The sequence below is a fragment of the Faecalibacterium sp. AF27-11BH genome, assembly GCF_003603005.1.
In the GTDB taxonomy this organism is placed as follows: domain Bacteria; phylum Bacillota; class Clostridia; order Oscillospirales; family Ruminococcaceae; genus Faecalibacterium; species Faecalibacterium taiwanense.
The window spans coordinates 1-24,746 of sequence record NZ_QVGS01000018.1; the positions used below are offsets into that span (position 1 = coordinate 1).

Annotated in this window: 25 protein-coding genes and 1 pseudogene; 6 read left to right on the plus strand and 20 right to left on the minus strand. The window is 49.9% G+C overall.

All coding sequences use genetic code 11. The features are described 5' to 3' along the window. Nucleotides 1-64: 64 nt before the first annotated feature. The 4 genes and pseudogenes from DWY76_RS12880 to DWY76_RS12895 form a co-directional block, all read left to right on the plus strand. Nucleotides 65-148, plus strand: a pseudogene (locus tag DWY76_RS12880) (Maff2 family protein); the annotation flags it as partial. Between the two features lie 287 nt (nucleotides 149-435). Then, nucleotides 436-1,242: a VirB6/TrbL-like conjugal transfer protein, CD1112 family gene (locus tag DWY76_RS12885; RefSeq protein WP_120081535.1), complete on the plus strand. Its 807-nt coding sequence runs from the start codon at nucleotides 436-438 to the stop codon at nucleotides 1,240-1,242. A gap of 15 nt (nucleotides 1,243-1,257) precedes the next feature. Next, a complete protein-coding gene (locus DWY76_RS12890; RefSeq protein WP_044960449.1) occupies nucleotides 1,258-1,620 on the plus strand; it encodes a PrgI family protein in 363 nt (120 codons plus the stop codon). Further along, nucleotides 1,595-1,906, plus strand: a complete 312-nt coding sequence (locus tag DWY76_RS12895) for a hypothetical protein (RefSeq protein ID WP_120081536.1) — start codon at nucleotides 1,595-1,597, stop codon at nucleotides 1,904-1,906. Before DWY76_RS12890 ends, DWY76_RS12895 begins: the two co-directional genes overlap by 26 nt. Nucleotides 1,907-2,130: 224 nt before the next feature. Here DWY76_RS12895 and trxB read toward each other — a convergent pair whose 3' ends face one another. From trxB to DWY76_RS12940, 9 genes are all read right to left on the minus strand, one after another. Then, nucleotides 2,131-3,060 carry a thioredoxin-disulfide reductase gene (trxB, locus tag DWY76_RS12900; RefSeq protein ID WP_097784862.1) on the minus strand — a complete coding sequence of 310 codons (930 nt, stop codon included), beginning with the start codon at nucleotides 3,058-3,060 and terminating at the stop codon, nucleotides 2,131-2,133. Between the two features lie 14 nt (nucleotides 3,061-3,074). Further along, nucleotides 3,075-3,398 carry a thioredoxin gene (gene trxA / locus DWY76_RS12905; RefSeq protein WP_005921771.1) on the minus strand — a complete coding sequence of 108 codons (324 nt, stop codon included), beginning with the start codon at nucleotides 3,396-3,398 and terminating at the stop codon, nucleotides 3,075-3,077. 161 nt (nucleotides 3,399-3,559) lie between these two features. After that, on the minus strand, nucleotides 3,560-4,741 hold the full coding sequence (locus tag DWY76_RS12910; RefSeq protein ID WP_120081537.1) for an MBL fold metallo-hydrolase: 1,182 nt from the start codon (nucleotides 4,739-4,741) through the stop codon (nucleotides 3,560-3,562). Between the two features lie 128 nt (nucleotides 4,742-4,869). Then, nucleotides 4,870-5,733 (minus strand): nitroreductase family protein, encoded by an 864-nt coding sequence (locus DWY76_RS12915; protein WP_120081538.1) that lies wholly within the window; start codon nucleotides 5,731-5,733, stop codon nucleotides 4,870-4,872. Nucleotides 5,734-5,767: 34 nt separating this feature from the next. After that, nucleotides 5,768-6,811, minus strand: coding sequence for a ribonucleotide-diphosphate reductase subunit beta (locus DWY76_RS12920; protein WP_005946381.1), 1,044 nt, complete (start codon nucleotides 6,809-6,811; stop codon nucleotides 5,768-5,770). A 10-nt stretch (nucleotides 6,812-6,821) separates the two neighbouring features. Further along, nucleotides 6,822-9,338, minus strand: coding sequence for a ribonucleoside-diphosphate reductase subunit alpha (locus DWY76_RS12925; RefSeq protein WP_165852639.1), 2,517 nt, complete (start codon nucleotides 9,336-9,338; stop codon nucleotides 6,822-6,824). Nucleotides 9,339-9,503: 165 nt separating this feature from the next. Next, on the minus strand, nucleotides 9,504-10,715 hold the full coding sequence (locus DWY76_RS12930) for an FprA family A-type flavoprotein (protein ID WP_120081539.1): 1,212 nt from the start codon (nucleotides 10,713-10,715) through the stop codon (nucleotides 9,504-9,506). 23 nt (nucleotides 10,716-10,738) lie between these two features. Further along, entirely contained in the window at nucleotides 10,739-12,652 is a 1,914-nt protein-coding gene (locus DWY76_RS12935) for an acyl-CoA dehydrogenase family protein (protein ID WP_015536759.1), read from the minus strand. Between the two features lie 22 nt (nucleotides 12,653-12,674). Then, on the minus strand, nucleotides 12,675-13,106 hold the full coding sequence (locus tag DWY76_RS12940; protein ID WP_120081540.1) for an Rrf2 family transcriptional regulator: 432 nt from the start codon (nucleotides 13,104-13,106) through the stop codon (nucleotides 12,675-12,677). A gap of 401 nt (nucleotides 13,107-13,507) precedes the next feature. On the opposite strand from DWY76_RS12940, the gene DWY76_RS12945 reads away from it, so the two are divergent. Next, nucleotides 13,508-14,665: a diguanylate cyclase gene (locus DWY76_RS12945; RefSeq protein WP_347562261.1), complete on the plus strand. Its 1,158-nt coding sequence runs from the start codon at nucleotides 13,508-13,510 to the stop codon at nucleotides 14,663-14,665. Between the two features lie 162 nt (nucleotides 14,666-14,827). On the opposite strand, the gene DWY76_RS14260 is transcribed toward DWY76_RS12945, so the two are convergent. Next, nucleotides 14,828-15,106 carry a hypothetical protein gene (locus tag DWY76_RS14260; RefSeq protein ID WP_055185890.1) on the minus strand — a complete coding sequence of 93 codons (279 nt, stop codon included), beginning with the start codon at nucleotides 15,104-15,106 and terminating at the stop codon, nucleotides 14,828-14,830. 217 nt (nucleotides 15,107-15,323) lie between these two features. Between DWY76_RS14260 and DWY76_RS12955 the strand changes: the two genes are divergently transcribed. Further along, on the plus strand, nucleotides 15,324-15,614 hold the full coding sequence (locus tag DWY76_RS12955; RefSeq protein WP_243112049.1) for a hypothetical protein: 291 nt from the start codon (nucleotides 15,324-15,326) through the stop codon (nucleotides 15,612-15,614). A gap of 243 nt (nucleotides 15,615-15,857) precedes the next feature. Here the strand turns inward: DWY76_RS12955 and DWY76_RS12960 are convergent, their stop codons facing one another. From DWY76_RS12960 to DWY76_RS13005, 10 genes are all read right to left on the minus strand, one after another. Continuing rightward, the gene (locus DWY76_RS12960; RefSeq protein ID WP_120081541.1) at nucleotides 15,858-16,646 is read right to left on the minus strand and encodes a DUF975 family protein; all 789 of its coding nucleotides are present in this window, start codon (nucleotides 16,644-16,646) and stop codon (nucleotides 15,858-15,860) included. Between the two features lie 191 nt (nucleotides 16,647-16,837). Next, entirely contained in the window at nucleotides 16,838-17,173 is a 336-nt protein-coding gene (locus DWY76_RS12965; RefSeq protein WP_055189757.1) for a hypothetical protein, read from the minus strand. Nucleotides 17,174-17,358: 185 nt separating this feature from the next. Continuing rightward, nucleotides 17,359-17,790 (minus strand): hypothetical protein, encoded by a 432-nt coding sequence (locus tag DWY76_RS12970; protein WP_005921183.1) that lies wholly within the window; start codon nucleotides 17,788-17,790, stop codon nucleotides 17,359-17,361. Beyond that, nucleotides 17,780-18,844 (minus strand): FUSC family protein, encoded by a 1,065-nt coding sequence (locus DWY76_RS12975; RefSeq protein WP_005946426.1) that lies wholly within the window; start codon nucleotides 18,842-18,844, stop codon nucleotides 17,780-17,782. The genes DWY76_RS12970 and DWY76_RS12975 overlap by 11 nt, the downstream gene beginning before the upstream one ends. 33 nt (nucleotides 18,845-18,877) lie before the next feature. Next, the gene (locus DWY76_RS12980) at nucleotides 18,878-19,921 is read right to left on the minus strand and encodes a HAMP domain-containing sensor histidine kinase (protein WP_120081542.1); all 1,044 of its coding nucleotides are present in this window, start codon (nucleotides 19,919-19,921) and stop codon (nucleotides 18,878-18,880) included. Next, nucleotides 19,921-20,631: a response regulator transcription factor gene (locus DWY76_RS12985; protein WP_005946428.1), complete on the minus strand. Its 711-nt coding sequence runs from the start codon at nucleotides 20,629-20,631 to the stop codon at nucleotides 19,921-19,923. The genes DWY76_RS12980 and DWY76_RS12985 overlap by 1 nt, the downstream gene beginning before the upstream one ends. Further along, nucleotides 20,610-22,043, minus strand: a complete 1,434-nt coding sequence (locus DWY76_RS12990) for a phospholipase D family protein (RefSeq protein ID WP_120081543.1) — start codon at nucleotides 22,041-22,043, stop codon at nucleotides 20,610-20,612. The genes DWY76_RS12985 and DWY76_RS12990 overlap by 22 nt, the downstream gene beginning before the upstream one ends. 197 nt (nucleotides 22,044-22,240) lie before the next feature. Beyond that, nucleotides 22,241-23,800, minus strand: a complete 1,560-nt coding sequence (cls, locus tag DWY76_RS12995) for a cardiolipin synthase (RefSeq protein WP_120081544.1) — start codon at nucleotides 23,798-23,800, stop codon at nucleotides 22,241-22,243. A 381-nt stretch (nucleotides 23,801-24,181) separates the two neighbouring features. Beyond that, the gene (locus DWY76_RS13000) at nucleotides 24,182-24,385 is read right to left on the minus strand and encodes a helix-turn-helix transcriptional regulator (RefSeq protein ID WP_242821978.1); all 204 of its coding nucleotides are present in this window, start codon (nucleotides 24,383-24,385) and stop codon (nucleotides 24,182-24,184) included. Between the two features lie 19 nt (nucleotides 24,386-24,404). Continuing rightward, a partial coding sequence (locus DWY76_RS13005; protein WP_133300818.1) for a S24 family peptidase occupies nucleotides 24,405-24,746 on the minus strand: 342 nt, incomplete at its 5' end.

Genomic DNA, 24,746 nt, shown 5'->3' on the forward strand with positions numbered 1-24,746 from the left:
ACAACACCATATAGATTTTTTGTACGCCGCCGCCCGCCATCGAGCAGAGTTTTACACCTAATTGGGGATAAAACAGCTGATGGCTGGCGGCGGCGTTGCCCTCATCGGTATCACCCTGATTCCCCTGCTGAGCGGTCTGTTCGGCTGATCTTTTCCGGGCGGCGTTTGCCGCCCCGTACATATTTACTTGCAAGCATTTCCAGCCCCTCCGTGGCAAACGGATTCTTATTATAAAGAGGAAACGCATTGCAAATCGAATATTCACCTTTATTTTGAAAGGACGGTGCTATTATGCAGATTCTGACTCACCTTATTTTTCTGCTCAACCTGCTCAAGACCCTTATCAACCATTTTTCTTGATGGGTGGTGGCGCTGAGTGGAACTGTTCTCAAAGCAATCTCCGATTGGATCAAGTCACTGCTGACAGCGGCGATCATGTCCAATCTCTCCGGCTTGTTTGATGACGTCAACACCCAAGTGGGCAACATCGCACAGCAGGTCGGCACCAAACCATCCAATTTTGAACCGCGCGTTTTCGCTATGATCGAGGCGTTGTCCCGGAACGTAGTGCTTCCCATTGCAGGCGTGATTCTGACCTTCATCGCCTGTTATGAGTTGATTGAGATGATCACACAGCACAACAACATGGCACAATTTGAGCCTGCGCTGCTGATGAAATGGATCTTCAAGACTGCCATTTCGGTGTGGATGATCTCCAACACCTTCGACATCATCATGGCGGTGTTCGACGTGACCCAGCAGGTGGTGGCAAATTCCAGCGGCATTATTTCCGGCAACACACGGGTCAACGACATCGGGCTTTCCATGCTGCAATCCAGCATGATGCAGATGGACGTAGGCCCCCTGTTCGGGCTGTTCTTGCAGTCCTTCTTCATCGGCATCACTATGCGCATCCTGTCCATCGTGATTTTCGTCATCGTCTACGGAAGAATGATTGAGATCTACATGATGGTCAGCCTTGCCCCGGTGCCCATGGCAACATGGGGCAACCACGAGCAATCCCATGTGGGACAAAACTATTTGAAATCCCTATTTGCATTGGGGTTCCAAGGTTTCCTGATTCTGATCTGTGTGGCAATCTACGCTGTTCTGCTCCAGAATGTTGCAATATCCGGGGATGCCATCAACTCGATCTGGAGCATCGTGGGGTATACCGTGCTGCTCTGCTTCTCGCTGTTCAAGACCAGCTCTGTCGCCAAAACTCTGCTGGGTGCCCATTGATTCGGAGGTGAAATTTTGGCAGCTTATATTTCCGTGCCGCGTGATTTCAGCAAGGTGAAGTCCAAAGTGGCTTTCAACCTGACCGCCCGGCAGCTTATCTGTTTTGGTGCAGCGGCAGTCGTAGGGGTGCCGCTGTTTTTTGTTCTGCGGGACACCGCTGGCAATTCCGGTGCTACCCTCGGCATGATGGCGGTCATGCTGCCCATGTTCTTTCTGGCCATGTATCAGAAGAACGGTCAGCCGGCTGAAAAGATCCTGCGGTACTACTTTCAGGCGCGCTTTGTTCGCCCGAAGGTGCGTCCGTACCAGACCCGCAATTACTATGCACTGCTTGTGAAGGGAGATGACGCCCATGATTCCGTTTCTGAAAAAGAATAAGGACGGCAGGAAGCCGCCCAAGTCCACGGTGCCCCGCACGGCACAGGAGAGCATTCCGTTCCAGCGGATGTTTGAGGACGGTACCTGCCGTGTCCGTCCCGGCTACTACACCCGCACCATCCAGTATCAGGATATCAACTATGAACCTTATTATTTTGCTTTTATTATACCTATATTTTTTTCTCTGTCAACAACCACAAAGGGCTTGTGCTCCAAAAGCTGCCTCGAAGCCGATTTTCTCAAATTATGTGACGCCGTCACAGTAAACCCGCTTGTCACGCGGTAATACTACGCATAAAAGCACAGCCGCAGAGTACATCTGTGGCTGTGCTTTGTGTTCAGTTGCTCACTGTTGTGTGGACTGGATATGGAGAGACAACATATCTCCCGATCTTACATGGGTTATCTTATCTGCCATCACTCTGGCAGTTTGCCTTGCAGATATGTCGGCATTCCCGCTGCGGTCGTATCCGGCCTGACCTTAAATCTGGCTTTTTGAATCTACCTCCCTTATCGGTTTTCCGCGATATATTTCTCCGCCATGTGAACTGCCACCGCGCCGTCCGCCACGGCGGTGACCACCTGACGGAGGGGCTTCGTCCGCACGTCGCCCACGGCGTAAACGCCGGGAATACTGGTTTCCGTGGTCTCTCCGGCCACGATATAGCCGCCGCCGTCCAGCGCCAGTTGACCCACCGCCAGCGCCGTGGCGGGCTGTCGGCCCACGCTGACAAATACGCCGTCGCAGTCCACCACGCTTTCCTCACCGGTGACGGTGTCCCGCAGGCGGACGCCGGTCAGCCTGTCCCCGGAAAGCAGCGCGGAAACGACGCTGTTCCAACGGAATTCCACGTTTTCGGCCTGTGCCAGCGGCTCGTGATAGCTCTTGGTGGCCCGCAGGGTGTCTCTGCGGTGGACGAGGATCACTTTTTTCGCCACGCGGCTGAGAAGGAGGGCATCTGCCGCAGCGGAATTGCCGCCGCCCACCACGACCACCGTTTTGCCCTTGTAAAACATCCCGTCGCAGGCGGCGCAGTAGGCCACGCCCCGGCCCAACAGCTCCGTCTCTCCGGCAACGCCCAGCGTTCTGGGATCTGCGCCGGTGGCCAGCACCACGGTTTTCCCCCGGAAGATCCCCTCGCTGGTCTCCACGAGCTTGGGAACCGCCGTCAGATCCATGCGGAGAACTTCCGCGTATTCGCTGCGTGCCCCAAAACGCTCCGCCTGCTTTTGCATCTTCTCCGCCAGAGAGAAGCCGTCGATCCCGTTCTCAAAGCCGGGGTAGTTGTCGATCTGCTCGGTCAGGGCCATCTGCCCACCGGCGGACAGTTTTTCCAGCACGATGGTGTCCAGCCCCGCCCGTGCCGCGTACAGGGCGGCGGTGTAGCCGCCCGGGCCGCCGCCCACCACGAGCATATCATAAACATGATTGTTGTTCATATCTGAACCCTCCGTTATTTCGCCAAGGCTTCCTGAATGAAACGGTCGATTTCTGCCTTTGAGCCGGGCGCGATGATGGAATCCACGGCCTTTCCGTTCCGGTACAGCACCAGAGTTGGGATGTCCTCGATCCCCTCGGCCCCCGCCAGCCGCGGCTCCTCGTCAATGTTGATCTTGCCGACGGCGAGGCTGTCCGCGTATTCCTCTCCGATCTTCTCATACGCGGGGCCGATCCTCCGGCAGTAGCTGCACCAGGGCGCCCAGAAATCCACCAAAACGGGCTTTTTCTCCCGGATCGCCTGCTCAAACTGCTCCTGATTCATGTTCATAGCTGCCATATCTGTCAGCTCCTTTCCTTTGTTTGGGTATTCTCAAGACTCCGGTCTCGCCCCACACCACATCGTGACCTCAACCTGAGATGACGGTACTCTGCCCTTGGGACATAAAGCAGATGAGTAAGACCATCATCTGTACGAAAATAGCTGCGGTTTGTTGCAGCTTATTCTGCGCAGAGCTCAGCCACCAGAGCGTCCATCTGCGCTTCGCTGGTTTGGTTCAATGCACCACGCAGAGACACTACCGTTTCGTAAAGGTGGATATCCTTCATCTCCTCCAATTTGGTGCGCATCAGCCGCGCGGCATCAGGTGCCCAAGAGCCGTCTTCAATAAGGCCAACCCGGCGGTTTCGGAATCCCTTTGTCCGTAAATGTTCCAAAAACTCCCTCATGGGCGGAAACAGTCCTCCGTCATAGGTGGCGCTGGCTAAAACCAACTTCCCGCAGTAGAACGCACTGGCAACAGCGTAGGAAAGATCTGTCACAGTGAGATCACATATGTTGACCTGTACGCCTTTTTTCTCTAATTTACCCTTGAGGGTCTTCGCCGCATGGGCAGTATTTCCATGGATGGATGCGTGGGCAATCAGTATGCTCTCCGATTCTTCTGGTTCCCATTGTGACCAGAGATCATAGAACCGCAGACACTCCTCCAGCCCTTCTGTAAGCACGGGACCGTGGAGCGGGCAGATTGTTTTGATCTCCAGCGCGGAGATTTTTTTCAGCAGCGCCTGCACCTGTGCGCCATATTTCCCGATAATATTGTAATAATACCGTCGGGCCTGCGGCACCCAGGGGGCACGGGCAGTCCGTTCCAGTGAGCCAAAGCGTCCGAAGGCATCCGCCGAGAACAGGATTTTTTCCGTTTCCTCATACGCCGTCATCACCTCCGGCCAGTGTACCATCGGCGCCAGCAGAAAGCGCAGCCGGTGCAAACCCAAGGAAAGCGTATCTCTTTCGCCAACCTCCAGCATACGGTCTTCCGACAATGCACCTGTGCCGAAGAACTGCTTGATCAGGGTAAATGTTTTCGCGTTTCCCACGATCTTCATCTCCGGGTACTTTTGTGCCAGCCGCATGAGACTGCCGGAATGATCCGGCTCCATGTGTGTGACCACAAGATAGTCGGGCCTGCGCCCCTCCAACACCCGCGCCACATTGGAAAGCCATTCTTCCGTTGCCCGTGCGTCCACGCTGTCCATCACGGCAATCTTCTCATCCAGAATGACATAGGAGTTGTAGCTCACTCCCATAGGCTGGACGGGGTACTGGTTTTCAAAGAGTGCCAATGTGTTATCATCCACCCCTACATAGCGGATGGCATCTGTTACCGTTTGGATAGCCATATAAAAAATACCTCCTATTTTCCTTACTCAGACTCTGACTGATAGGTTCTTCTTTTCTAATGAAACATACGCTCAACCGCGGATCGGCGGTCGCGCATTTTACCGTTGCCTTGCTTCCCCCAGAGTCGTTACATGTGGTACACCGCAGCGGAGCGAAGTCCTTCCGGCAGGCCGTCGGGCGCAGCAGGTGAAAGTTCCCAGCGTACCTGCCCCGCCCACTGGGAGGCGACAGCGGAGAAGTGGAGCATGACAATACCGAGATCCAATGCGGCATCCAAATTATCGGTGTAGGCATCCTCCTGCTGCACCAAATAGATGCTGTGATCCTGCACAAGGAAGCCATAGGGCTGACGGTTGAGATAGCTGGGGGAGAGCGAAGCGGCGTAGAAGGACTGCCAGAGCATATCGTCGTAGAAGTCCATCATCTCGTCAAGCCCAGACTTGTTGCTCCAGCTCCCCATGTGAACCAAATCGTGCACGCCCTTTTTGGGCGCGTAGTACTGCTGCTCGGCCCGCACATCGATCTGAGACATACTTAGGATATTCAGCCGCAGCTTTCTTGCGGTCTTTTCCCCGTAGCCAAAGGCAACGATTGCCGCCACCTCTAACGGGGTGGCGAGAGACAGTGCCTTTTTGATTTTGTCGCTGTCGGTGAAGGTCATCCAGCAGGTGTCAATGTCCAACTCAGTCAGCTTGAGGACGAGATCTTCCATCATGTAGCCGGCGTTGATGGCCGCATAGGAATGCGGGGCAGACATAAGGAGCAGGTAGTGCGGTGCTCCGATGAGAAATTGATTATAGCCCGCTGAGCTCTCCAGTGCCGGCTGTGCATCCTTGTCCAAGACGATCAACTCCGTTGCAATCTCCGGGACAAGACGGGGGCAGGTCTTTTCATAGTAGGATCGGAGCTGGCCGATAGCCTCGCTCGAAACTTCCTTTTCGCGGAATGCGTGAACGGATCTGCGATTTTGAATCATAGCGCTGTAATTCATAGTAGTATCTCCTATTCTGATGTCTTTGGTTTTCTTATAAATCGTCTATCAGTGCGGTGCTCTTGGCGTAGGCGGTACTGCGTGCCTCAAAGAAATCGGTCTTGACCATGTTGGCGTCGGCGTACTGGCTGACCCATTCCATGCTCTCCGGTTCGCTCTCAAAGCCTGGATACAATGCGGGATAGCCAAGGCTCGTCCAGCGGAGGTTGCCGAGATAGCGGATGTAGTCGCTGATCATCTGCCGGTTCAGCCCCGGGATGTCGTCGCCGATTACATAATGCCCCCATGCGATCTCCTGCTCCACGCCCTCACGCATCATCTCGCGCAGCGCTTGTACGCTCTCGGCGGTGAACAACTCCGGCTGCTCCTTTTGCAGCTCCGTGATGATATTGCGGAACAGCCACAAGTGCGTGTTCTCATCGCGGTTTATGTAGCGAATCTCCTGCGCCGAGCCGGGCATCTTCCCGTTTCGGGAGAGATTGTAGAAGAACATAAAGCCGCTGTAAAAATAGATGCCCTCCAAAATATAGTTTGCCATCATCACGCGCAGCAGCGTGGGAGCGTCCTTCCGCTCCTGAAACTCGTTGTAGCAGTCCCCAATGAAGGTGTTGCGGCGCAGCAGATGCTCGTCCGTTTTCCATTGGTAGAGGATGTCATTGCGCTCCACGGGGGAACAGATGGTGTCGAGCATATAGCTGTAGCTCTGTGAGTGGACACACTCCTGAAACGCCTGAATGGACAGGCAGAGATTGACCTCGTTGGCGGTAATGTAGGCGCCGATATTAGGCAGGTTCGCTGTCTGAATGGAATCCAAAAAGACAAGAAAACTCAGAATTTTATCGTAGGCGCTGCGCTCGGCTGACAGTAGGCGGGGATAGTCCTTCACATCCTGCGAGAGATTGATCTCCTCAGGGATCCAAAAGTTGTTCATGGCCTGCCGGTACCAGTCGCTGACCCAAGCGTACTTCATATTGTTGAAGTCGTTGAGGTTTGTGGTATTGCCGCCGATCATGCGCCGCAGGCGCACATCAGGGTCGCCCTCTGGGTTAAAGAGGGGCTTTTTCTTCAGTTCCGTCATGCTATCCTCCTTATGACGAGCAGCTTTCGCAGGCCTCGACCTCAAGGGCCTTGCTGCGGACATAGTAAATGGTCTTGACGCCGGCCCTCCACGCCTCCAAATACAGTCTGAGCACCTGACGCATGGAATAGTCGTTGGTGATATAGAGATTCATGCTCTGCGCCTGGTCAATATGTCTCTGGCGAAGGCCCGCGGCGCGTACCGACCAGCTTTGGTCGATTAGATGCGCTGCCTTATAGTACCACCATGTGTCCATAGAAAGCTCCGGAGCAACGCGGGGCAGCATGCTGCCCTTTTTTTCCTCTAAAAAGAATTTCTTCATAATTGGATCTATGCCCGCCGACGTGCCGGAGAGGATAGATGTGCTGGAGGTCGGTGCGACCGCCAGCAGATAGGCGTTGCGCATTCCCTGCACCGCCACCGTTTTCGCAAGCGCCCGCCACTTTTCGGAGGTATAACCCCGCTTTTCAAAATACGCGCCCGTCTGCCAGTCGCTGCCCTCAAAGAGCGCGTAACGACCCTTTTCCCGTGCCAGAGCTGTGTCCGCCTTGACAGCGGCGTAGTTGATGAGCTCGAACACTGCGTCGGTGAAGGCAAGGTGCTCATCGCTCTCCCAGTGGATGCCGCGCTTTGCCAGCATGTGGTGGTAGCCGCTGACGCCCAGGCCGATGCTGCGGTACTTCTGATTGGTAAGCCGCGCGTATTCCAACGGGTAGAAGTTGAGGTCGATCACATTATCCAGTGCGCGGATGGCCGTTTCCACCGTGCGTTCCATATAGGCCTCGTCCTCCACCGGCAGATTACCGAGAGACAGACTCGCCAGGTTGCAGACCACAAACTCGCCTGGGCGTGTGGCCGTCACCACAATTGTGTCGCCGTTCTCCGTGTGCACCTCAGTGCTGATGTGCTCGATGGGTGCCATGTTCTGCGCGATCTCCGTACAGAGATTGGAGCAATAGATCATTCCCGTGTGGCCGTTTGGGTTCATATGATTTACACTGTCGCGATTGAAAGCGAAGGGTGTGCCGGTCTCCACTGCCGAGCGAAGCACCAGCCGCACGATGTCCTTGACGGTGACGCTGCGCTTTTCGATGCGCGGGTCATTGACGCAGTCCAGATACCGCTTCTCCCATTCTGTACCCCAGTAATCCTCCAGTGCGTAGCCCTTGACCGTGAGGATCTCATGCGGACACATGAGATGCCACGGCGCGTCTATGTTCTCCTCCGCCAGTCGCCAGAAGAGATCCGGATAGCACACGGCGGGAAACACATCATGTGCCTTCATGCGGTCGTCGCCGTTGTTGGTGCGCAGTTGAAGGAATTCCGGCAGATCCCGGTGCCATGCGTCTAAGTAAACCGCCACAGCGCCCTGCCGCATCCCCAACTGATCCACCGCCACGGCGGTGTCGTTGACCAGCCGGATCCAGCGGATAACACCGCCCGCCGCCCCTTGAAAGCCGCGGATGGTGCTGCCTGCAGCGCGCACCTTACCGAAGTACATCCCCATTCCACCGCCGAATTTAGAGACCTTTGCGAAGTTGTCCAGCGAGCGGTAGATGCCGTCCAGACTGTCCGGCACAGTGTCCACAAAGCAGCTTGAAAGCTGATGGTAGGGCTTTCGTGCGTTGGACATGGTAGGTGTCGCCATCGTGACCTCCATACGGCTGAGCATATCGTAAAAGCGTTTTACCCACCCCATGCGATCAGAGCCTTCGTTCATAGCAAGATGCAGCGCGATACCCAAAAACATCTCCTGCGGTGTTTCCAGCGGCACGCGGCTGCGTGACTGGATCACATAGCGTTTGAGCAGCAGGTCAAGGCCGGAGTAGGTGAACAGCTCGTCCCGTTCCGGGCAGAGAAAGTCCTCCGCCATGGCAATTTCCTCGTGGGTATAGTGGGCAAGGATATAGTCACCGTAGAGTCCCTTATCCGTCAGATAGCGAAGCTTGCCATAGAGGTCGCAGACGCCGCGCCCCTCCCATTCCTGTGCGTTGCGACAGCGAAAGGAGTGGTTCAGAAGCCGCGCCGCGATGAACTCCCACTTGGGTGCCTCTGCCGTAGTCAGCTCTACCGCCGCCTTGGTCAGTGCCTCAGCCCGCTCATCCTCCGTCATGCCCAGGCGACAGAAACTCTCAAACTTCATTTGAAGCGCCGCGAGGGAGTAGACTTCCTCGGTAAAATCCATCTGGATGCGGCGCAGCACCTCGTCAAGCGAGTCATCCCCCACCGTCCGCGCGATGGTATGCCGGACACGGCGCAGCGCAGACCGCTTTTCGCGGTAGAGGATGTACGCCTTGGCCACCTCATAGTGTCCGCGCTCCATGAGCGTTCGCTCCACCTCGTCCTGCACACGTTCTACGGTGAGCGGCACTGTGACGGAGAGATTGTTGAGAACGGTGGCGAGGATCTCATCCATCTCTCTGCTCCCGATCTCCTTGCCCTGTCCGTCAAACGCCTTTTTCATGGCGTTGAAAATTTTCTCCTGTTGAAAGGGAACAGACTCCCCGTTTCGTTTTCTGATCTCCATTTCGATCCTCTCATCTTCTCCGGTCACTTCTCATGTCCTTTTGGGCAAAGAGCGGGCAAGCGCAGTATCACGCTTGCCCGCTCTGTTTTTGAAAGCCGGTTTTTCTGCAGCCGACGCGGTGGGGCTGTTTGTTGTCTGTTGTCTTGGTTTTGGCTTTCCTGCCAGTTACTTCATAGATTCCAGAATGGCGTCCGCCAGTGCTTCCAGCTCAGTGCGCTTGTCCGTGCCCATGGACGAGGCGAGGCTGAGCCGCTCGTTGAGCACCGTCATGTTCTTAAGCTCATTGTTGACGAATTTCTGCATGAGGTCACCGGACTTCACCGCCCATGAGCCGTTTTCAATGATGGCAAAGGTGCGGTTTTGCAGATTCAGTGCCTTCATATCCATGAGGAAGTCATGCATGGCGGGGTAGATGCCGAGGTTGTAGGTCACAGAGGCCAGGACAATGTGACTGTACTTAAACGCCTCGGAGATCAGCTGGGAGACATGAGTGGAGGACACATCGTACATCGCCACCTTGCTCATGCCCTTATCGCAGAGCGACGTCGCCAGCGCCTGCGCCGCGTTCTCCGTGTTGCCGTACATAGAGGCGTAGACGATGAGCACGCCCTGGGTCTCAGGGGCATAGCGGCTCCATGTGTCGTACTTTTCAATGAACCAGCCCAGATCCTTGCGCCACACGGGGCCGTGGAGCGGGCAGATGTACTTGATCTGATCCAAAACGCCGCCGGCCTTTTTCAGCAGGAGCTGGATGTGGGGGCCGTACTTGCCCACGATGTTGGTAAGGTAGCGGCGGGCGTCGTCCAGCCAGTCCCGCTCGAAGTCCACCTCGTCGGCGAACAGCTTGCCGTCCAGCGCGCCGAAGGTGCCGAAGGCGTCGGCGGAAAAGAGGACGCCTTCGGTGACGTCGAGGGTCACCATGGCCTCCGGCCAGTGAACCATAGGCGCGCCCACAAAGGTGACGGTGTGCTTGCCGAAGGAGAAGGTGTCGCCCTCCTTCACCTCGATGCACTCATGTCCGTCCACATGGAAGCCGAACTGCCGCATGAGCATGAATGCCTTCTCGTTGGAGATCAGTTTCACCTTGGGATGGCGCAGCAGGATCTCCTCGATGCAGGCGGCGTGATCCGGCTCCAGATGGTTGACCAGCAGGTAGTCCAGCTCGCGGCCATCCAGCACATACGCCAGATTTTCCAAAAGCTGGCGGCAGGCAGACCAGTCCACCGTGTCAAAGAGCACCGTCTTTTCATCCAGCAGGCAGTAGGCGTTGTAGCTTACGCCCCGGGGAATGGGAAAGCAGTTTTCAAACAGGGCCAGGCGATGGTCGTTGGCGCCCACCCAGTAGAGGTCGTTCGTTACTTTACGCACGCAATACATCTTATCTTGCCTCCTTCACGGCCTCAAGCCTTTACAAATTGATCCTTCGTCTCCGCGCACTCGGGACACACCCACTCGGCGGGAAGCTGCTCAAAGAGCGTACCGGGCGCGATCTCGCCGTCCTCGTCGCCCAACTCCGGCACATACTCGTAGCCGCAGCCGCTGCAGACGTAGCGGTCGCCGATGGGGGCGGGCTTCGGCGGCGTGGGCCGCTTCATCTTTACCATGGGCGGCGCGGGCAGCTTTTCGCCGCTATCCAGCGCGGCAGTGAGCAGGGGCAGGATCTCCTCCACATCGCCCACGATGCCGTAGTCGCAGTTCTTGAAGATAGGCGCGTTACCGTTCTTATTGATGGCCACGATGGTGGAGGCGTCCTTGATGCCCTTAAGGTGCTGGGATGCGCCGGAGATGCCGCAGGCGATGTACAGATTGCCGGTGAACTTCTGACCGGACATACCCACATAGCGGTTCAGCGGCAGATATTTGAGAGTCTCCGCCACAGGGCGGGAAGAACCGATGGCCGCGCCGGCGGCCTTGGCCAGCGACTCTACCAGTTTCATGTTCTTTTTCTCCCCGATGCCCTTGCCCGCGGAGACCACCCGCTCCGCCTGCGGGATGGGCGTATCCATAGGGATGCCCACGGAGAAGTCGTGACCATCCTTCTTCAGCGCCGCCACAAGGTCGGCCACCTGCTGGGCAGCATCCCCCTCCCGGAAGATGGTCTTTTTGCGAATGCCAGTGATGGGCGCGGGTTTCTTGGCCGCCGAACGGCTCTCGCCGCCGGAGCTCTTGCCCAGCCTGCCCAACAGATGAGAGGCGATGACCACCCGCTGGATCTCGTTAGTGCCCTCGTAGAGGGTGGTGATCTTGGCGTCGCGGTAGGCCCGTTCCACCTCCATGCCCTTGAGGTAGCCGCTGCCGCCGTGGATCTGCAAGGCATCGTTGGTGACCTCCAGCGCGATGTCCGAGGCGTACATCTTCGCCATGGCGGACTCCATGCCGTAAGGCGCGTGCTGCTCCTTCAGCTCCGCCGCGGAGTAGATGAGGAACCGGGCGCAGCGCAGCTTGGTTGCCATATCCGCCAGCTTGAAGGCGATGCTCTGCTGGGCCGCGATGGGCTTGCCGAACTGGACGCGCTCCTTGGAATAGCTCAACGCGTGCTCAAACGCGCCCTGGGCGATGCCCAGCGCCTGCGCGGCGATGCCGATGCGTCCGCCGTCCAGCGTGGACATGGCAATCTTGAAGCCCTCGCCCTCCTTGCCCAATAGGTTTTCCTTGGGAACCTTCACGTTGTTGAAGATCAGCTCCGCCGTGGAGGAGGAGCGAATACCCATCTTGTCATAGTGGTCGCCGAACTCAAAGCCCTTCCAACCCTTCTCCACGATGAAAGCGGAGATGCCCCGGGTGCCGATGTCCGGCGTGGTGACAGCGAAAACCACATAGGTGTCCGCCTTAGGGGCGTTTGTAATGAAGATCTTGCCGCCGTTGAGGAGGTAGTAGTCCCCCTTATCCAGCGCCGTGGTCTCCGTGCCGCCGGCGTCGGATCCGGCGTTGGTCTCCGTAAGGCCGAAGGCGCCGATCTTCTCGCCCTTGGCCAGCGGAACCAGATATTTCTTCTTCTGCTCCTCGGTGCCATAGGCGAAAATGGGCCATGAGCCGAGGGAGACGTGGGCGGAGAGGATTACGCCCGTGCCGCCGTCCACACGGGCCAGCTCCTCCACCGCGATGGCGTAGCTCAGAGCATCAAGACCGGCACCGCCGTACTCCTTGGGGTAGGGAATGCCCATCCAGCCCAGCTTACCCAGCTTCTTGACAGCCTCATCAGGAAACTCGTTGTTCTGATCCATTAAAAATGCGAGGGGCTTGATCTCCTCCTCCGCAAAACTCCGGATCTTCGCGCGCAGCTCTTCGTGCGCCGACGTGGTTTGAAACAGCATAGGGGTACCTCCTTTTAAAATTTTACAGCTTGCTTGTATCTTGGGGATCGGATCCGCCGGTCAGCAGCCCGCGCAGGCTCACGGCACGGAACGCCTCGTCCTGCTTTTGCTGCAAGGCCGCCAGCTGACAGTGGATGGCGCACCGCCCATGCTTGTCCTGCCAGCGGCATTCATATCCCGGCTCCATGCAGGCGCACAGGATGCCCCGCTCCCCCACGACCCCCATGAGATCGTAGAGGGAGGTCGCGTCCAGATCGCAGGACAGCGCGCAGCCGCCGAGAGCGCCGCGGCTCACCCGCACCAAATTGCCGGCGGAGAGCTTGCGCAGAATCTGGTAGGCAAACTGATTGGGGATCAATTCCGTTTCCGACATCTCGGCCACCGAATGCTTCTCCCCGTCCATCAGCACCCGCAAAATGCGCAGCGCGTAGTCCGTCTCTTTGGTGATGATCATGCTCCACATCCTCTTTTCGCTTGCTTGTTAATACTATCATATCAATCTTGATAAATTTTGTCAAGATTATTTCAAAAAAAATATTGCTTTCATACAGACCGCCCCAGCCCGGGTCAACTTCGCTTTCCATTCAGCGAAAAGCCATGTTCCTTACAATTATAGAAGCCGAAAAAGCTCTGCCGTGGCAGTCCGCCGAAAGCAGAAAAGACTATGCCTGAAAACCAGAAAGCGGAGAAATTGGTTGGGGCTCGCAGGGGTCGCCCATCCAAGGCGGATGAGGCGATCCCTGACAAGCCTAAGCCATCCAACCGAAACAAGCAATAAAGTGCGTGCTTTTCATTTTATTCATGCCGATCATTCTTGGGAGATAGTAGAAAAATTTCCATTGTTATTGACATGATGTGCGTTACAGAGTAAAGTATTCATCAAGACTGATTCGCAATAAAGAATATCATGGTCGTTCCGTGATCGAGGTCGTTATGATAAAAGGAAATGTAAAAAAAGATCGCAAAAATCTCATCAGCATCCTGCAAAGCTGCCTTGTGCTGATTTTGGTGATCCTTGTCGCTCTGATGATGGTCGAGATCGGCAACCTGAAGGGCACGGCCCGCGTCATCAATTATGCCGGGCTGGTGCGCGGAGACACGCAGCGGGCGGTAAAGCTGGAGATCACAGGCACCCGAAACGATGAGTTGATCGCGTATTTAGACGATATCTTAAGCGATCTGACATCCGGAGAAGGGCACTACGAATTGGTAAAGCTCAAGGACGCGGCCTATCAGGAAAGGCTGGACAGCCAGCGTGCCTACTGGGAGCGGCTCAAGGCGGAGGTCGCGGCGGCCAGACAGCGTGGATATGAGAACACCCAAATCGTTGCCATGAGCGAGACCTATTTTGAAATGGCGGACGAAACGGTGTCTGCCGCGGAACACTATTCAGAAAAGATCGCCATGAAGATCCGCACTATTGAGATCCTCTCGGCACTGGATATGCTGTGCCTGGTGATCCTGATCATGCTCCAGACCGCCATGGCACTGAAAATGGCCCGGAAAAACCAACTGCTGGAGCAGAAGGCATACATCGACATCCATACCGGCCTGCCCAACAAAGGCTCCTGCGAGGAGCTTCTCAACAACAGGGAAATTCTCCGGGAGCCTACGGCCTGCGTCATATTTGACCTGAACAATCTGAAAACCGTCAACGATACGAGGGGTCATTCGGCTGGTGACCAACTGATCCTGAGCTTTGCCCGGCTTTTACGCCGGGTGATCCCGGAAAAGCATTTCGTGGGCAGATACGGCGGCGACGAATTTATGGCGGTCATTTACCATACGGACCGGCAGGAGGTGGAGGGCATACTGGACAGTCCGCGCAGGGAAGTCGACGCTGCAAACCGTGACGGCAATCAGCTTCCTCTCAGCTACGCCTACGGTTGGGCGATCTCCGCCGATTATGAAGACTGCATCATGCAAACGCTGCTGGACAAGGCCGACTATTGCATGTACGAAAATAAGCGAGCCTACTACGCCACCCACGACCGGAGAGCGCCCAGGTCATAAGGCTCTTTTCAAACGAAAAACAGCAAGAACGAATTCGTCGCCACTATTGCGAAAAAAGCCTGGCCTGACGAAGAAAGGACAGGGAGGCGGCACTGAACGTCCACGTCGCAGTTGTGATGGAGGTACTGAAGGCTGGTGGCAGCGTGCAGTTCATTAGCTTCGTTAGCTTTGAGGTGAAGGGGTGCGCTGCCCGATCTGCCGGTTCGATGGTTTGCTGTACAGGAAACTCACCAGCAGGTACTTTACGATGAACGCTGGGGCGAGGGGCGGACGACTATCTTCTTTGCTGCACAACTGCACCATTTTCTCATACACGGACGGTAGATCCAGCACTGCCTCACATTTCCGGAGGATGGTCTCCTGCTGCATTAGATACTCGATTAATCCGCCAAGCTGATCTGGCCATTGCTGTAACGATACATAGCTGCCCTCCAGGTACAAGGTTTTTGCTGGATTTTTTCCAGTTCTCTTGCTCCAATTATACCACAGATTGGCCTCTATGGATTGAAATATAAGGCTTTTTCTTTTATTCAGTGCATATTAAGTTAGGATGTGCAGTAGATGCTCCATTTTAGCGTTTATCTGGAGATTGCCAAAGGATAAATAGAAGCAGTATTATGATGAGCAGCTTGCCGCAGAAAAGCAGCGCACCGAGCGGGTGACCAAGCGCATTTTGACCGAGGAAGAAATGTCGGCTCTGTCCGATCGGCTGATGCAGGTCACCAAGGGCATGACCATCACGGTGCGGTACTTCAAGGAGGATACCGCCCACCCGGAGATTCCCGCAGTGGGCAACTACGTCACCCTGACTGGCAAGGCAGACCGCATCGACCCGGTGTTCCGCACCTTGCAGGTGGGCGACACCGTAGTGCCCTTTGAAGATCTGGTGGAGGTCAGTGGGGAGGGTATCATGGAGATCGACCAATATCTCGGCATCTCCGAGGAATAAAAAACGCTGGGAGAAATCTCCCAGCGTAAGCAGCCCTAATCACGGTACCAATATGTGCCAAGCCAAAGCGGACCCAGCACCCACAACCAAGTCAGTGAAACCGTTCTCGTCACTTTTAATACCGTAAGCACCAGCGTTAAAGCAAATAAGAGGGTCATTGCAATTATTTCGGAACGGTCAGGTTTCTTATCCATACGCAGATCACCTCGAAAATCCGGTCACATCTGCGAAATAGTATAAAAGTCAGTATGCTTCATCCGGTTCGGTAGGTGCTGCGATAATATCGCGGTAGAAAGTGGCCCATGCAGCTTCCTCATAGGGGCGTACAAAAAAGAAGCCAATGCTCAATGGAATTGTCAGCAGAAGAAAAAGAGAAATCGCCATAGCCTCTGAACCGGTGAAATATTTGAGAACCAGAAAACCCCCGGCATACAGTGGCAACGAACAGAGCAGCTCCCAGCCAATGAAGCTGAAATCCAGACAGAACAGCCGCCATTTGTTGCCGTCCATAATCCGCCGGGATTCTGTGATCGCTTCATTTGCAGTCAACGAAGGATGTTCGGACATGATGTAAGGTGTCATCGCATAGCTGTATGTTTTCACGATTCCCGGAATCACCAACAGCAGCGACCAGAGGGCGATGTACAGACCCTGCAGGAATTTCATGCAGAAGCCATCCCACAGACGATCTTTCTGAGAGAACAAGTCCGAGATGGCAGCATCATTTCCATCTACAAGGTTCAGATTAAAATGAGCATATCCCAGTTGAACTGCACCGCCCACGATCAGTTGGAGGATTGCCCACAGACCAATGCCGACAAGCAAAACAGCAAGCAGCCGACCGCCGTTTGGCTGGGCGAACAGGTTAAAATGAATGTCCTTTGCCTGATTGGAATTGGAAACGACACTGTTGGAACTGCTCACAATGGTAGCACCGAGCGCACTGGCGGCAATACCTGTCAGAACAGCAGTTTTCCATTTTCCGCGCAGAGCATCGAGAGCGAGCATACGATAGTCGGCAGATATTTTCATAAAAGCAACCTCCTGTCTGAAAATGGCAAGTATGTGTGAAAAGGAATATGATATGCCACTTTAATTTAGATACGTTTGAAACGCTGAAAAAATTGCAGCATGAATGAAAAAGAGGCTGTTGCACCGGCTTTTATCCGTGTGCAACAGCCCCTTCCTTTACTTCAGCAGCTTGTCCAGTTCATCATATTGCATTACTGGAGTTTTGCAAGGATTTCCTCAGCCGTCATACCGCTGGCCAGCAGCTTCTTCAGCACATCTTCTGCTTCGCCTTTCTTTGCTTCTTCCATTGCCTTTGCTTCGGCGGCAGCTTTTTTGTTTTCGGCTTTAGTAAGTTCCTTGGTGGCGGCTTTCAATTCTGCTTTCTTGGCTTTCAGCTGCGTCTTCAGATCATCGAGATTTGCAGTCAGCGCAGCAACCTCAGATTCGATTTTTTCCTTTTCGGCGGTCTTTTCTGCAACGACGGCTGCATAATCAACGTTGGCATTTACAATACGGGTCTTATTCTTGCTTCCCTTGGGTCTTGCCATAATAATTTCCTCCCATACAGTGAAATAATTTGATACTTACAAGTATATTCCAAATAGTCAGAATTGCAATAGGTAACCTGAGCTGTTTTCAACTGCTACTGTGCCACATCAAAAGGTAGGGCTTCATAATGGCAAGATACTTATCGCGTGCAGAACTTTCGTGCATATGCTTCTTGAGAATCCATCTAGTGAATACCGACACCCTCCATGATCTTTTCTATCCAATTTGTGGAAGAATCATTTTTCTCACTAAATGACCCCAAATAATGTGACGAACTCTCAACCTCTATTATTACACCATCCGGCATTCTGTATTTTTCTAAACTGAGATTCAAACCTTTAAGTGGGATTGTTCTAGCCAGTTGAGGGATAGAAACTGTATGGAGAATATCAATTTTTGATAAACCTCTATACGTTTCTGTCTTTTCGGCTTCACTTAGCAACCGTTCTGCATACTGATTTGAAATAACCTGTATGCGAAATTGTTCTTTTTCATCCTCGGTCATCTCAAGTGGAACGCCGTGCAATGTGTCTACAATATAGGACGAAATTTTAGCGAAGTGCTCGTCAAAATCAGTGGTATTCAAATTTTCTTCCTGATTCACTTCACTCTGCATGTACGGTCACCTCACTTTCCTTTTTTTTAGGCATAAACCAATAAAATATAACACAAAATGCTAAAGCAAACACAACACCAAAAACATTTTGACTCACTCTTAGACTAACCGCTCCTTGTAGTCCGTATGTCTCTGCAGCAATGGCTAAAGCACCAAATGTGTTAAATACTGCCTGCCAGCCATATTGTGCTGAAAATCCTACACCGATTCCACCAAGAATTCCTATATATGCATAGATTGACGAAGGAAGCAGAAAATATAATACTGTAAAACATATAACACCTGCAATATTTCCGACAATCCTTTTACGGACTCTGTAGTGCATATCTTCCATAGACGGCAAAATCACGGACATGGCCGCAATACCAGCCCACATTGCACGTGGCATATTACAAAGTTCTGCAATGCAAAGGACAATCGGTACGCATAAAATCTGACATATCTGCCATTTTGTTCTGGAAGAAGTGATATCAAATTCTTGTATCAGATCTTTCAGATTTCTTTTATAAGTTCTGTTTTTATGATTTCGATAAAATACGAAGCAGGTAAGTGCTGCACCTAAAGCCATTCCGACTAATCGCATCTGATAGCTTTTTCCCGTAACATCATAACCATATAGCAGCAGATACCCAAGAACCAATGTAGATTGATTAAACATGGATGGATTATGGCATCCGAACAGAATCAACACAGCCAGTGCCGCAATATTTAACAGCATTCCCAATACCGGTGAAAACTGATTTGCTAAATGCGGACATACAGTCATAATTACAAAGAACAAAGCCAAAAGCATCGTAGATTGTCCGGTGTGGATCCCCAGATCCGCATTCCTAAACACCATGAGACATAATAAGACTACTACACCTACAATGCTGTTCTCATTTCCAAATAGGATGCTGAAAATACTAACAAAGAAAAAACAAAATGCCATTGTAGCAGCTATCTTCACCAGATATACCCACATATGATATAGTTTTTCTTTTAGTGTTTCACTCTTTTTCAACAGGTTTTTAGAACCTGCCTGATTTAACTGCAACTCCTGATAAAATGTCATATAAATCCTCCCATATTCTAATTTATCTTAAAACTAGATAATCTCATCTTTCTGCTTTGGCAGCTCTATAACAAATCTGCATCCACCATATTCACGGTTTTCTGCTTTGATTATTCCTCCGGCACTATCTACAATCCGTTTTACAAGTGCAAGACCTAGGCCATTTCCTTCTGCTTTATGAGATCCATCTACCTGATAGAACTTGTCAAATATTCTGGATTTTACATCATCCTCTATTCCTGGTCCTTCATCTTCCAGAATGAACTTAACAGAATCCTGTTCTTGTTTCAGAAACATCGTAATTGTCCCCTTTGAAGGGCTGAACTTAATCGCATTATCTAAAAGATTTATCCAGATATGCATAAAAAGTCCTTCATTCGCAGTATATTTAACTTCCTCCAATTCTACCTGAAAACCAATTTCTTTTTCTGTCCATTTTGTTTCCAATGAAAGAACTGCCTGGCGGATCTGTTCATCCAGACGATATTCTGTTTTTTTCATTGGTATATTCTGATTCTCTAACTTGGATAACAGCAAAATATTACCAACCAATCCGGAAAGTCTTTGGGTGTTAAATAAGATTTTTTCTACATATTCCTCTTGATCCGGAGACAGTTCTTCTCCCTGAAGCAGCATTGTATATCCTTCAATGGCATTAATCGGGGTCTTAAACTCATGAGAAACATCAGATACAAAATCCATCTGCAGCACCTCTGTTGCACGAAGTTCTTTTGTCATAACGTTAAAACTTTGATAAGATTCTCCAACTTCTGCTATACGGCTGTTCGTTTCCAAATGCTGTTCAAAATCTCCCCGAGAAACTTCCTTCATTGCTTTACTAAGTCTTGTAATTGGTTCCAGTAACTTTGCATTAATAAAGGAAGTGATCAGCCCTGCAATCAATGTATTGAAAATCAAAAGCCAGCCAAGCACAGGTATGCTGCCCGGCAGATTAAAAAAATGATTCAAAAAAGCAAATAATAACGCAGATATGACTGTTGAAAATACAAGTGCCAGCCAGATTGCACCAGTCAGACAGGATCGGATCCGCAATCCTTTTTCTTTCTTTTGTTCCATTATTTTTTCACCACCTTGTATCCAATTCCACGCATTGTTACGATTTCAAAATCAGGGTTATCTTTCAAACGCTCCCTGATTCTTCCTATATGTACCTCTATCGTATGTGGGTCTGCCTCCGTCTCGTATCCCCATACTTCATCCATCAACTGTTGTTTTGTAAATATTCTGCCTGGCGAAGCTGCAAGCTTATATAAAAGCAGGAATTCTTTTTTAGGCAAAACAAGACTTTCCTTATCAGTTGTAACCGTCATTGCATCATAATCAAACTCTGTTGAACCGATCACAATTTTGTGTTCATTCAGTATCTGTGCACGGCGAAGCAGTGCTCCGACTCTTAAAACCATTTCATTCACATTTACCGGTTTTACCATATAATCGTCACTTCCCGAAAGAAATCCCTGGCGCATATCATCAAAGGAACCTTTCGCAGTGATCATAAGTACAGGTATCTGATATCCTGCTGAACGGAGTTCCGACACCAGTTCATAACCATCCATAACCGGCATCATAATATCAGAAATGATCAGATCAATATATTCCTTAACCAATACTTCTAATGCCTGTGCTCCATCCGATGCACTTTTGACTTGATATCCATTCTTCTCAAGCACTTTTTGGAATAGCTGGCTTAATTCTTTATCATCTTCTACAATCAATATTTGAAACACGTTTTCCTTCCTCCTTATTAAAACAGATACCTTGCCCATCCAAGCAGATGCTGTACCAAAAATATTTTTCTCTGACGTTTCTTTGTTAATTCGATTGGCTCTACATGATATGGATCACGATAGGTTCCATCTTCCAATACCTGGCGGGACACTCTTTCATAGTCCATCATGCCCTCTTCCAACTGTTTATTAATATCTTTACTGCGAATTACAAGCATCAGTTCCGTATCCAGATATGCACTTCTCATGTCCATATTAAAGGAACCGATTACAGACAGATCATCGTCAATCAGAATACTTTTTCCGTGGTATGAATAACCGCCTTCATATTCCCAGATATTAATTCCTGTACTTAAGATTCTATTTCTGTTTTTCGCATAATCGGCAGCCCCAAATGGATTCCCATTATTCGCAACTGAATTTGTCATGATAGAAAAATCTGAAACGTTCTCTGCAATCTCCTCCCATGTATTATACATCATATCATTACAGATAATATATGGCGTGTGGATCTTCACACGATTTTTTTCATTTTTCATCAATTCTCCCAACTGATACCACACTACTGGTTCTTTGGAACCTGTGTGAATAGGATTTGACACTAATGCAATCTTTTCTGTCTCAAAAGTTTCGTCCGTGTAATCGGTATCGCAGATTCTTTCCTTATTCTCTTCAAAATATTTCTGATAGCCGTTCTGCAGCTCTAAAACTGCGTTCTTTACAGATTTTCTATTTGCCAGTTTTTTATTGTCATGAAAATAATCACTGTCTTCTTGTTCCCATATCGTTTCAAAATACTCTAACAACTGGTTAACTGAATTTTCTTTCTCAGGTTCATCGCAAACCACTAACACGTCTCTGTCATAGTTCTTATGTCCCGGAAAATCACCCAGGAAATAATTGTATGTATTTCTTCCCCCAAGAATATATCTCTTTCCATCTGCAATCAAATATTTATCATGCATTCTACCCATCATTTTCCACGGTTTCAACGGATTGGCCTTATTATACAGTTTAATTTCAACATTCTCATGGGAAGATAATCCATAGAAATACGGATTTCCTTCCATATCAATCCAGCTCTCCATTCCATCTACTAACAGACGAATATGTACACCTCTGTCTGCCGCATCATGCAGTGCTCCTAAGATCAATTTTCCACTTTCATCGGATTGAAATGCAAAAGTAGAAAGAATAATTTCCTTTTTTGCATTCTTGATCAAACGCACTCTTTGTAAAAGCGCTTCTGGATTCTTTTCTATGATTACTGCCCGTTCTGTATTTTCACTGCATTCGTTCCATGACCCATTTTTTGTTTCTTTTTTGGTTGTATTGGACACTTCCGGCTGCTTTTTATATGCAACGCAGATTCCGAGCAATTCATAAAAAACCACACATAAAAAAATTGACAGTATAACAAAAACAATTTTAAATATCTTACGTTTTCCCATCGCACATCACCTGACTTTTTTCATCTTATGTCTATACAATACAAAGTCAGCCTCAATTTAACCTCAACAAGGTTTGTTTTTTTCATCCATGCAAAATCTTCTTTGTACAACAGACTGTTAGATATAGCAAAAACGGCCTTTCAAAAACAGTTAACTTCTAAATCAACTGTTTTTTGAAAGGTCGTTTCATCAGATTCTTATAGCAATCCAGCAAATAATCTCATAAATAATTGTCCCAGTCGCAAATATGCACTTCGTCCGGTTTGATATTGGTCTGTCACATCACGACATTCTCCCATCGTTCTTATCAGATCATTTTTTATTTCCACAACTGCCTGGCAATCTGCCATAAAACAGCCGTTTTCAAAATGGTGATATAAACTTCGATAATCCAGATTAATTGTTCCACAAGTTGCCATACAGTCATCTGCCACACTCATTTTTGCATGACAGAAACCAGGAGTCCACTCATAAACACGAACACCATGTTTAACTAATCCATGATAAAAAGAGCGAGTTATATTATAAATGAATTTTTTATCAGGAATTCCTGGTGTGATAATTCTTACGTCTACCCCTCGCTTAGCAGCCAGACATAACGCATGCGTCATTTCATCTGTTATGATTAGATATGGAGTCATAAACCAACAATATTTTTCAGCCTTATTTATCATACTGATATAAACTTCTTCTCCGACCTGCTCATTATCCATAGGACTGTCTGCATAAGGCTGAACAAAACCTGTTTGCTGTGCTTTATAATCGTAATGAATAATGTATTTACTAAAATCAGTATCATTCGTAGCTTTTTCACTAACAGCATTCCACATTTCTAAAAATGTCACTGTAAGCGACTGAACAGCATCTCCTTCTAAACGAATACCTGTATCTTTCCACTGTCCATACGGGTGTGTGTAATTAAAATATTCGTTTGCTAGATTATATCCACCTGTAAATCCGACTTTTCCATCAATAACTGTTATTTTTCTATGATCACGATTGTTCAAAAACAGATTTAAACCTGGCATAAACGGATTGAATACACGGCAATGAATTCCTATTGTCTCCATTTTTTTCACAAAATCTGTGTTAATAAAGCCTATAGAACCCATGTCATCGTAGAATACTCTAACTTCCACACCTGCTTTTACTCGCTCTTCCAGAACATCTTGAATCTTATGCCATGCTTCAGCGTCTTCTATCGCATGATATTCCATAAAGATAAACTTTTGTGCTTTCTCCAAATCCTTAAGCTGTGCCTCTAATCCTTTCACTGCTTCATCAAAATACACAATATCCGTATTCTGATAGATTGGATACTGCGAATTTCTTTGTATGTAACTTGCTATATTTCCTGCTTTCGGAATTGTTTCTTTTATTCTGCTCAAACACTCCTGACTGTCCGGAAGCATTGGTAACAATTTGCTATCAATTTCTGCATACCGCTCACGCATTTTATGTGTGCCACCATTCAAACCAATCAACAAATACAGGCCTACACCCATAATTGGGAAAATTAGAATTAAGATGACCCAAGGCATTTTCATAGAGGATGTCTTATTTGATGCGTACAATCCCAAAACCAAGATCCCACTCAAAATCCTTGTAAATAAATTTATGACTTCTGCATATTCATTCAAGCGTGTTACGATAGTAATAATAAAAATCACTTCCAGAAGAATGCAGATTATGGAAAAACACAGCCGTTTTACCCCATTTTTTGTTTTTGCTTTGCCCTCTAAAGTATCTTGTTTCATATATATTCCGCCTTCCTACTTGCTCAGTTTTCTCCCTAAATTTCGTGGAACATACCAATTTTGTCTTTTATTCTCTGCATTTCATTACACCGGACTGGATAAGTTTGGTGCGGATGTCCTCATACAGTGAAATAATTTGATACTTACAAGTATATTCCAAATAGTCAGAATTGCAATAGGTAACCTGAGCTGTTTTCAACTGCCAAGGCAAATCTTATTCGGTATGCCCGAAGATCGTCGCAAATGTATTCCTTCAATGGTAACAATCATGGAGATTAGTGTTTATCTGGAGATTACCAAAGGATAAATAGAAGCAGTATTAAAGCCGTTCACCACGCAGATTTTCCAGCGTGGCGAACGGCTTTTTTGCTGCCCCTATATTTACAGGTAGGAGGAATCGAAGAAGTCTTTTAATGTAATTCCCAAACCCTGACAAATTCTTTCAATCGTCTCTACGCTCAGCTGGCCTCCCCGACGGGCAGTGCTTTGGATCGTGGAATACGATATCCCGCATTTTTTTGTCAACACACATAGATTCATATCACGCTCTTGCATTAAATCCTGAACACGCTTGATCGTATCCACGAAAATCCCTCCCATCTTTTTAGTTCAAAACTTTTCCAACGATCTCAAATCTTTGCTCTGGAGATATAAGGATCGGCGAATATTTGGTGTTAAGAGAAACCAAAACCGGTTGGTTATGCACCACGCCATAGCTGTCGGTAAGGAACTCTGCTTGGGATTTGTCTGGGGTATGTTCATCGTATTTTTTCAGATATCCACAGTCATCATATACGAATATCCCGATATCCCCGCATTCAAGTTCTTCGCAGCGCTTCACCCATACAATCTGTCCGTTATGATAACGTGGCTCCATACTATCACCGCTAACGTATATCCCGAACTCGGCACCAGCCGGAACGCTACTGGCAGGCACTTGTATCTG

Bases quoted from the DNA above. Each gene is read 5' to 3' on its own strand.
- DWY76_RS12885 (WP_120081535.1), top strand. From the start codon at position 436: ATGTCCAATCTCTCCGGCTTGTTTGATGACGTCAACACCCAAGTGGGC.
- DWY76_RS12970 (WP_005921183.1), bottom strand. From the start codon at position 17,790: ATGCAGAGTGAAGTGAATCAGGAAGAAAATTTGAATACCACTGATTTT.
- DWY76_RS12960 (WP_120081541.1), bottom strand. From the start codon at position 16,646: ATGAAAATATCTGCCGACTATCGTATGCTCGCTCTCGATGCTCTGCGC.
- DWY76_RS12930 (WP_120081539.1), bottom strand. From the start codon at position 10,715: ATGTATTGCGTGCGTAAAGTAACGAACGACCTCTACTGGGTGGGCGCC.
- DWY76_RS12910 (WP_120081537.1), bottom strand. From the start codon at position 4,741: ATGGCTATCCAAACGGTAACAGATGCCATCCGCTATGTAGGGGTGGAT.
- DWY76_RS12935 (WP_015536759.1), bottom strand. From the start codon at position 12,652: ATGCTGTTTCAAACCACGTCGGCGCACGAAGAGCTGCGCGCGAAGATC.
- DWY76_RS12990 (WP_120081543.1), bottom strand. From the start codon at position 22,043: ATGGGAAAACGTAAGATATTTAAAATTGTTTTTGTTATACTGTCAATT.
- DWY76_RS12985 (WP_005946428.1), bottom strand. From the start codon at position 20,631: ATGGGCAAGGTATCTGTTTTAATAAGGAGGAAGGAAAACGTGTTTCAA.
- DWY76_RS12895 (WP_120081536.1), top strand. From the start codon at position 1,595: ATGATTCCGTTTCTGAAAAAGAATAAGGACGGCAGGAAGCCGCCCAAG.
- DWY76_RS12920 (WP_005946381.1), bottom strand. From the start codon at position 6,811: ATGACGGAACTGAAGAAAAAGCCCCTCTTTAACCCAGAGGGCGACCCT.
- DWY76_RS12975 (WP_005946426.1), bottom strand. From the start codon at position 18,844: ATGACATTTTATCAGGAGTTGCAGTTAAATCAGGCAGGTTCTAAAAAC.
- DWY76_RS12940 (WP_120081540.1), bottom strand. From the start codon at position 13,106: ATGATCATCACCAAAGAGACGGACTACGCGCTGCGCATTTTGCGGGTG.
- trxA (WP_005921771.1), bottom strand. From the start codon at position 3,398: ATGGCAGCTATGAACATGAATCAGGAGCAGTTTGAGCAGGCGATCCGG.
- DWY76_RS12980 (WP_120081542.1), bottom strand. From the start codon at position 19,921: ATGGAACAAAAGAAAGAAAAAGGATTGCGGATCCGATCCTGTCTGACT.
- DWY76_RS12915 (WP_120081538.1), bottom strand. From the start codon at position 5,733: ATGAATTACAGCGCTATGATTCAAAATCGCAGATCCGTTCACGCATTC.
- cls (WP_120081544.1), bottom strand. From the start codon at position 23,800: ATGAAACAAGATACTTTAGAGGGCAAAGCAAAAACAAAAAATGGGGTA.
- trxB (WP_097784862.1), bottom strand. From the start codon at position 3,060: ATGAACAACAATCATGTTTATGATATGCTCGTGGTGGGCGGCGGCCCG.
- DWY76_RS12965 (WP_055189757.1), bottom strand. From the start codon at position 17,173: ATGGCAAGACCCAAGGGAAGCAAGAATAAGACCCGTATTGTAAATGCC.
- DWY76_RS12925 (WP_165852639.1), bottom strand. From the start codon at position 9,338: ATGGAGATCAGAAAACGAAACGGGGAGTCTGTTCCCTTTCAACAGGAG.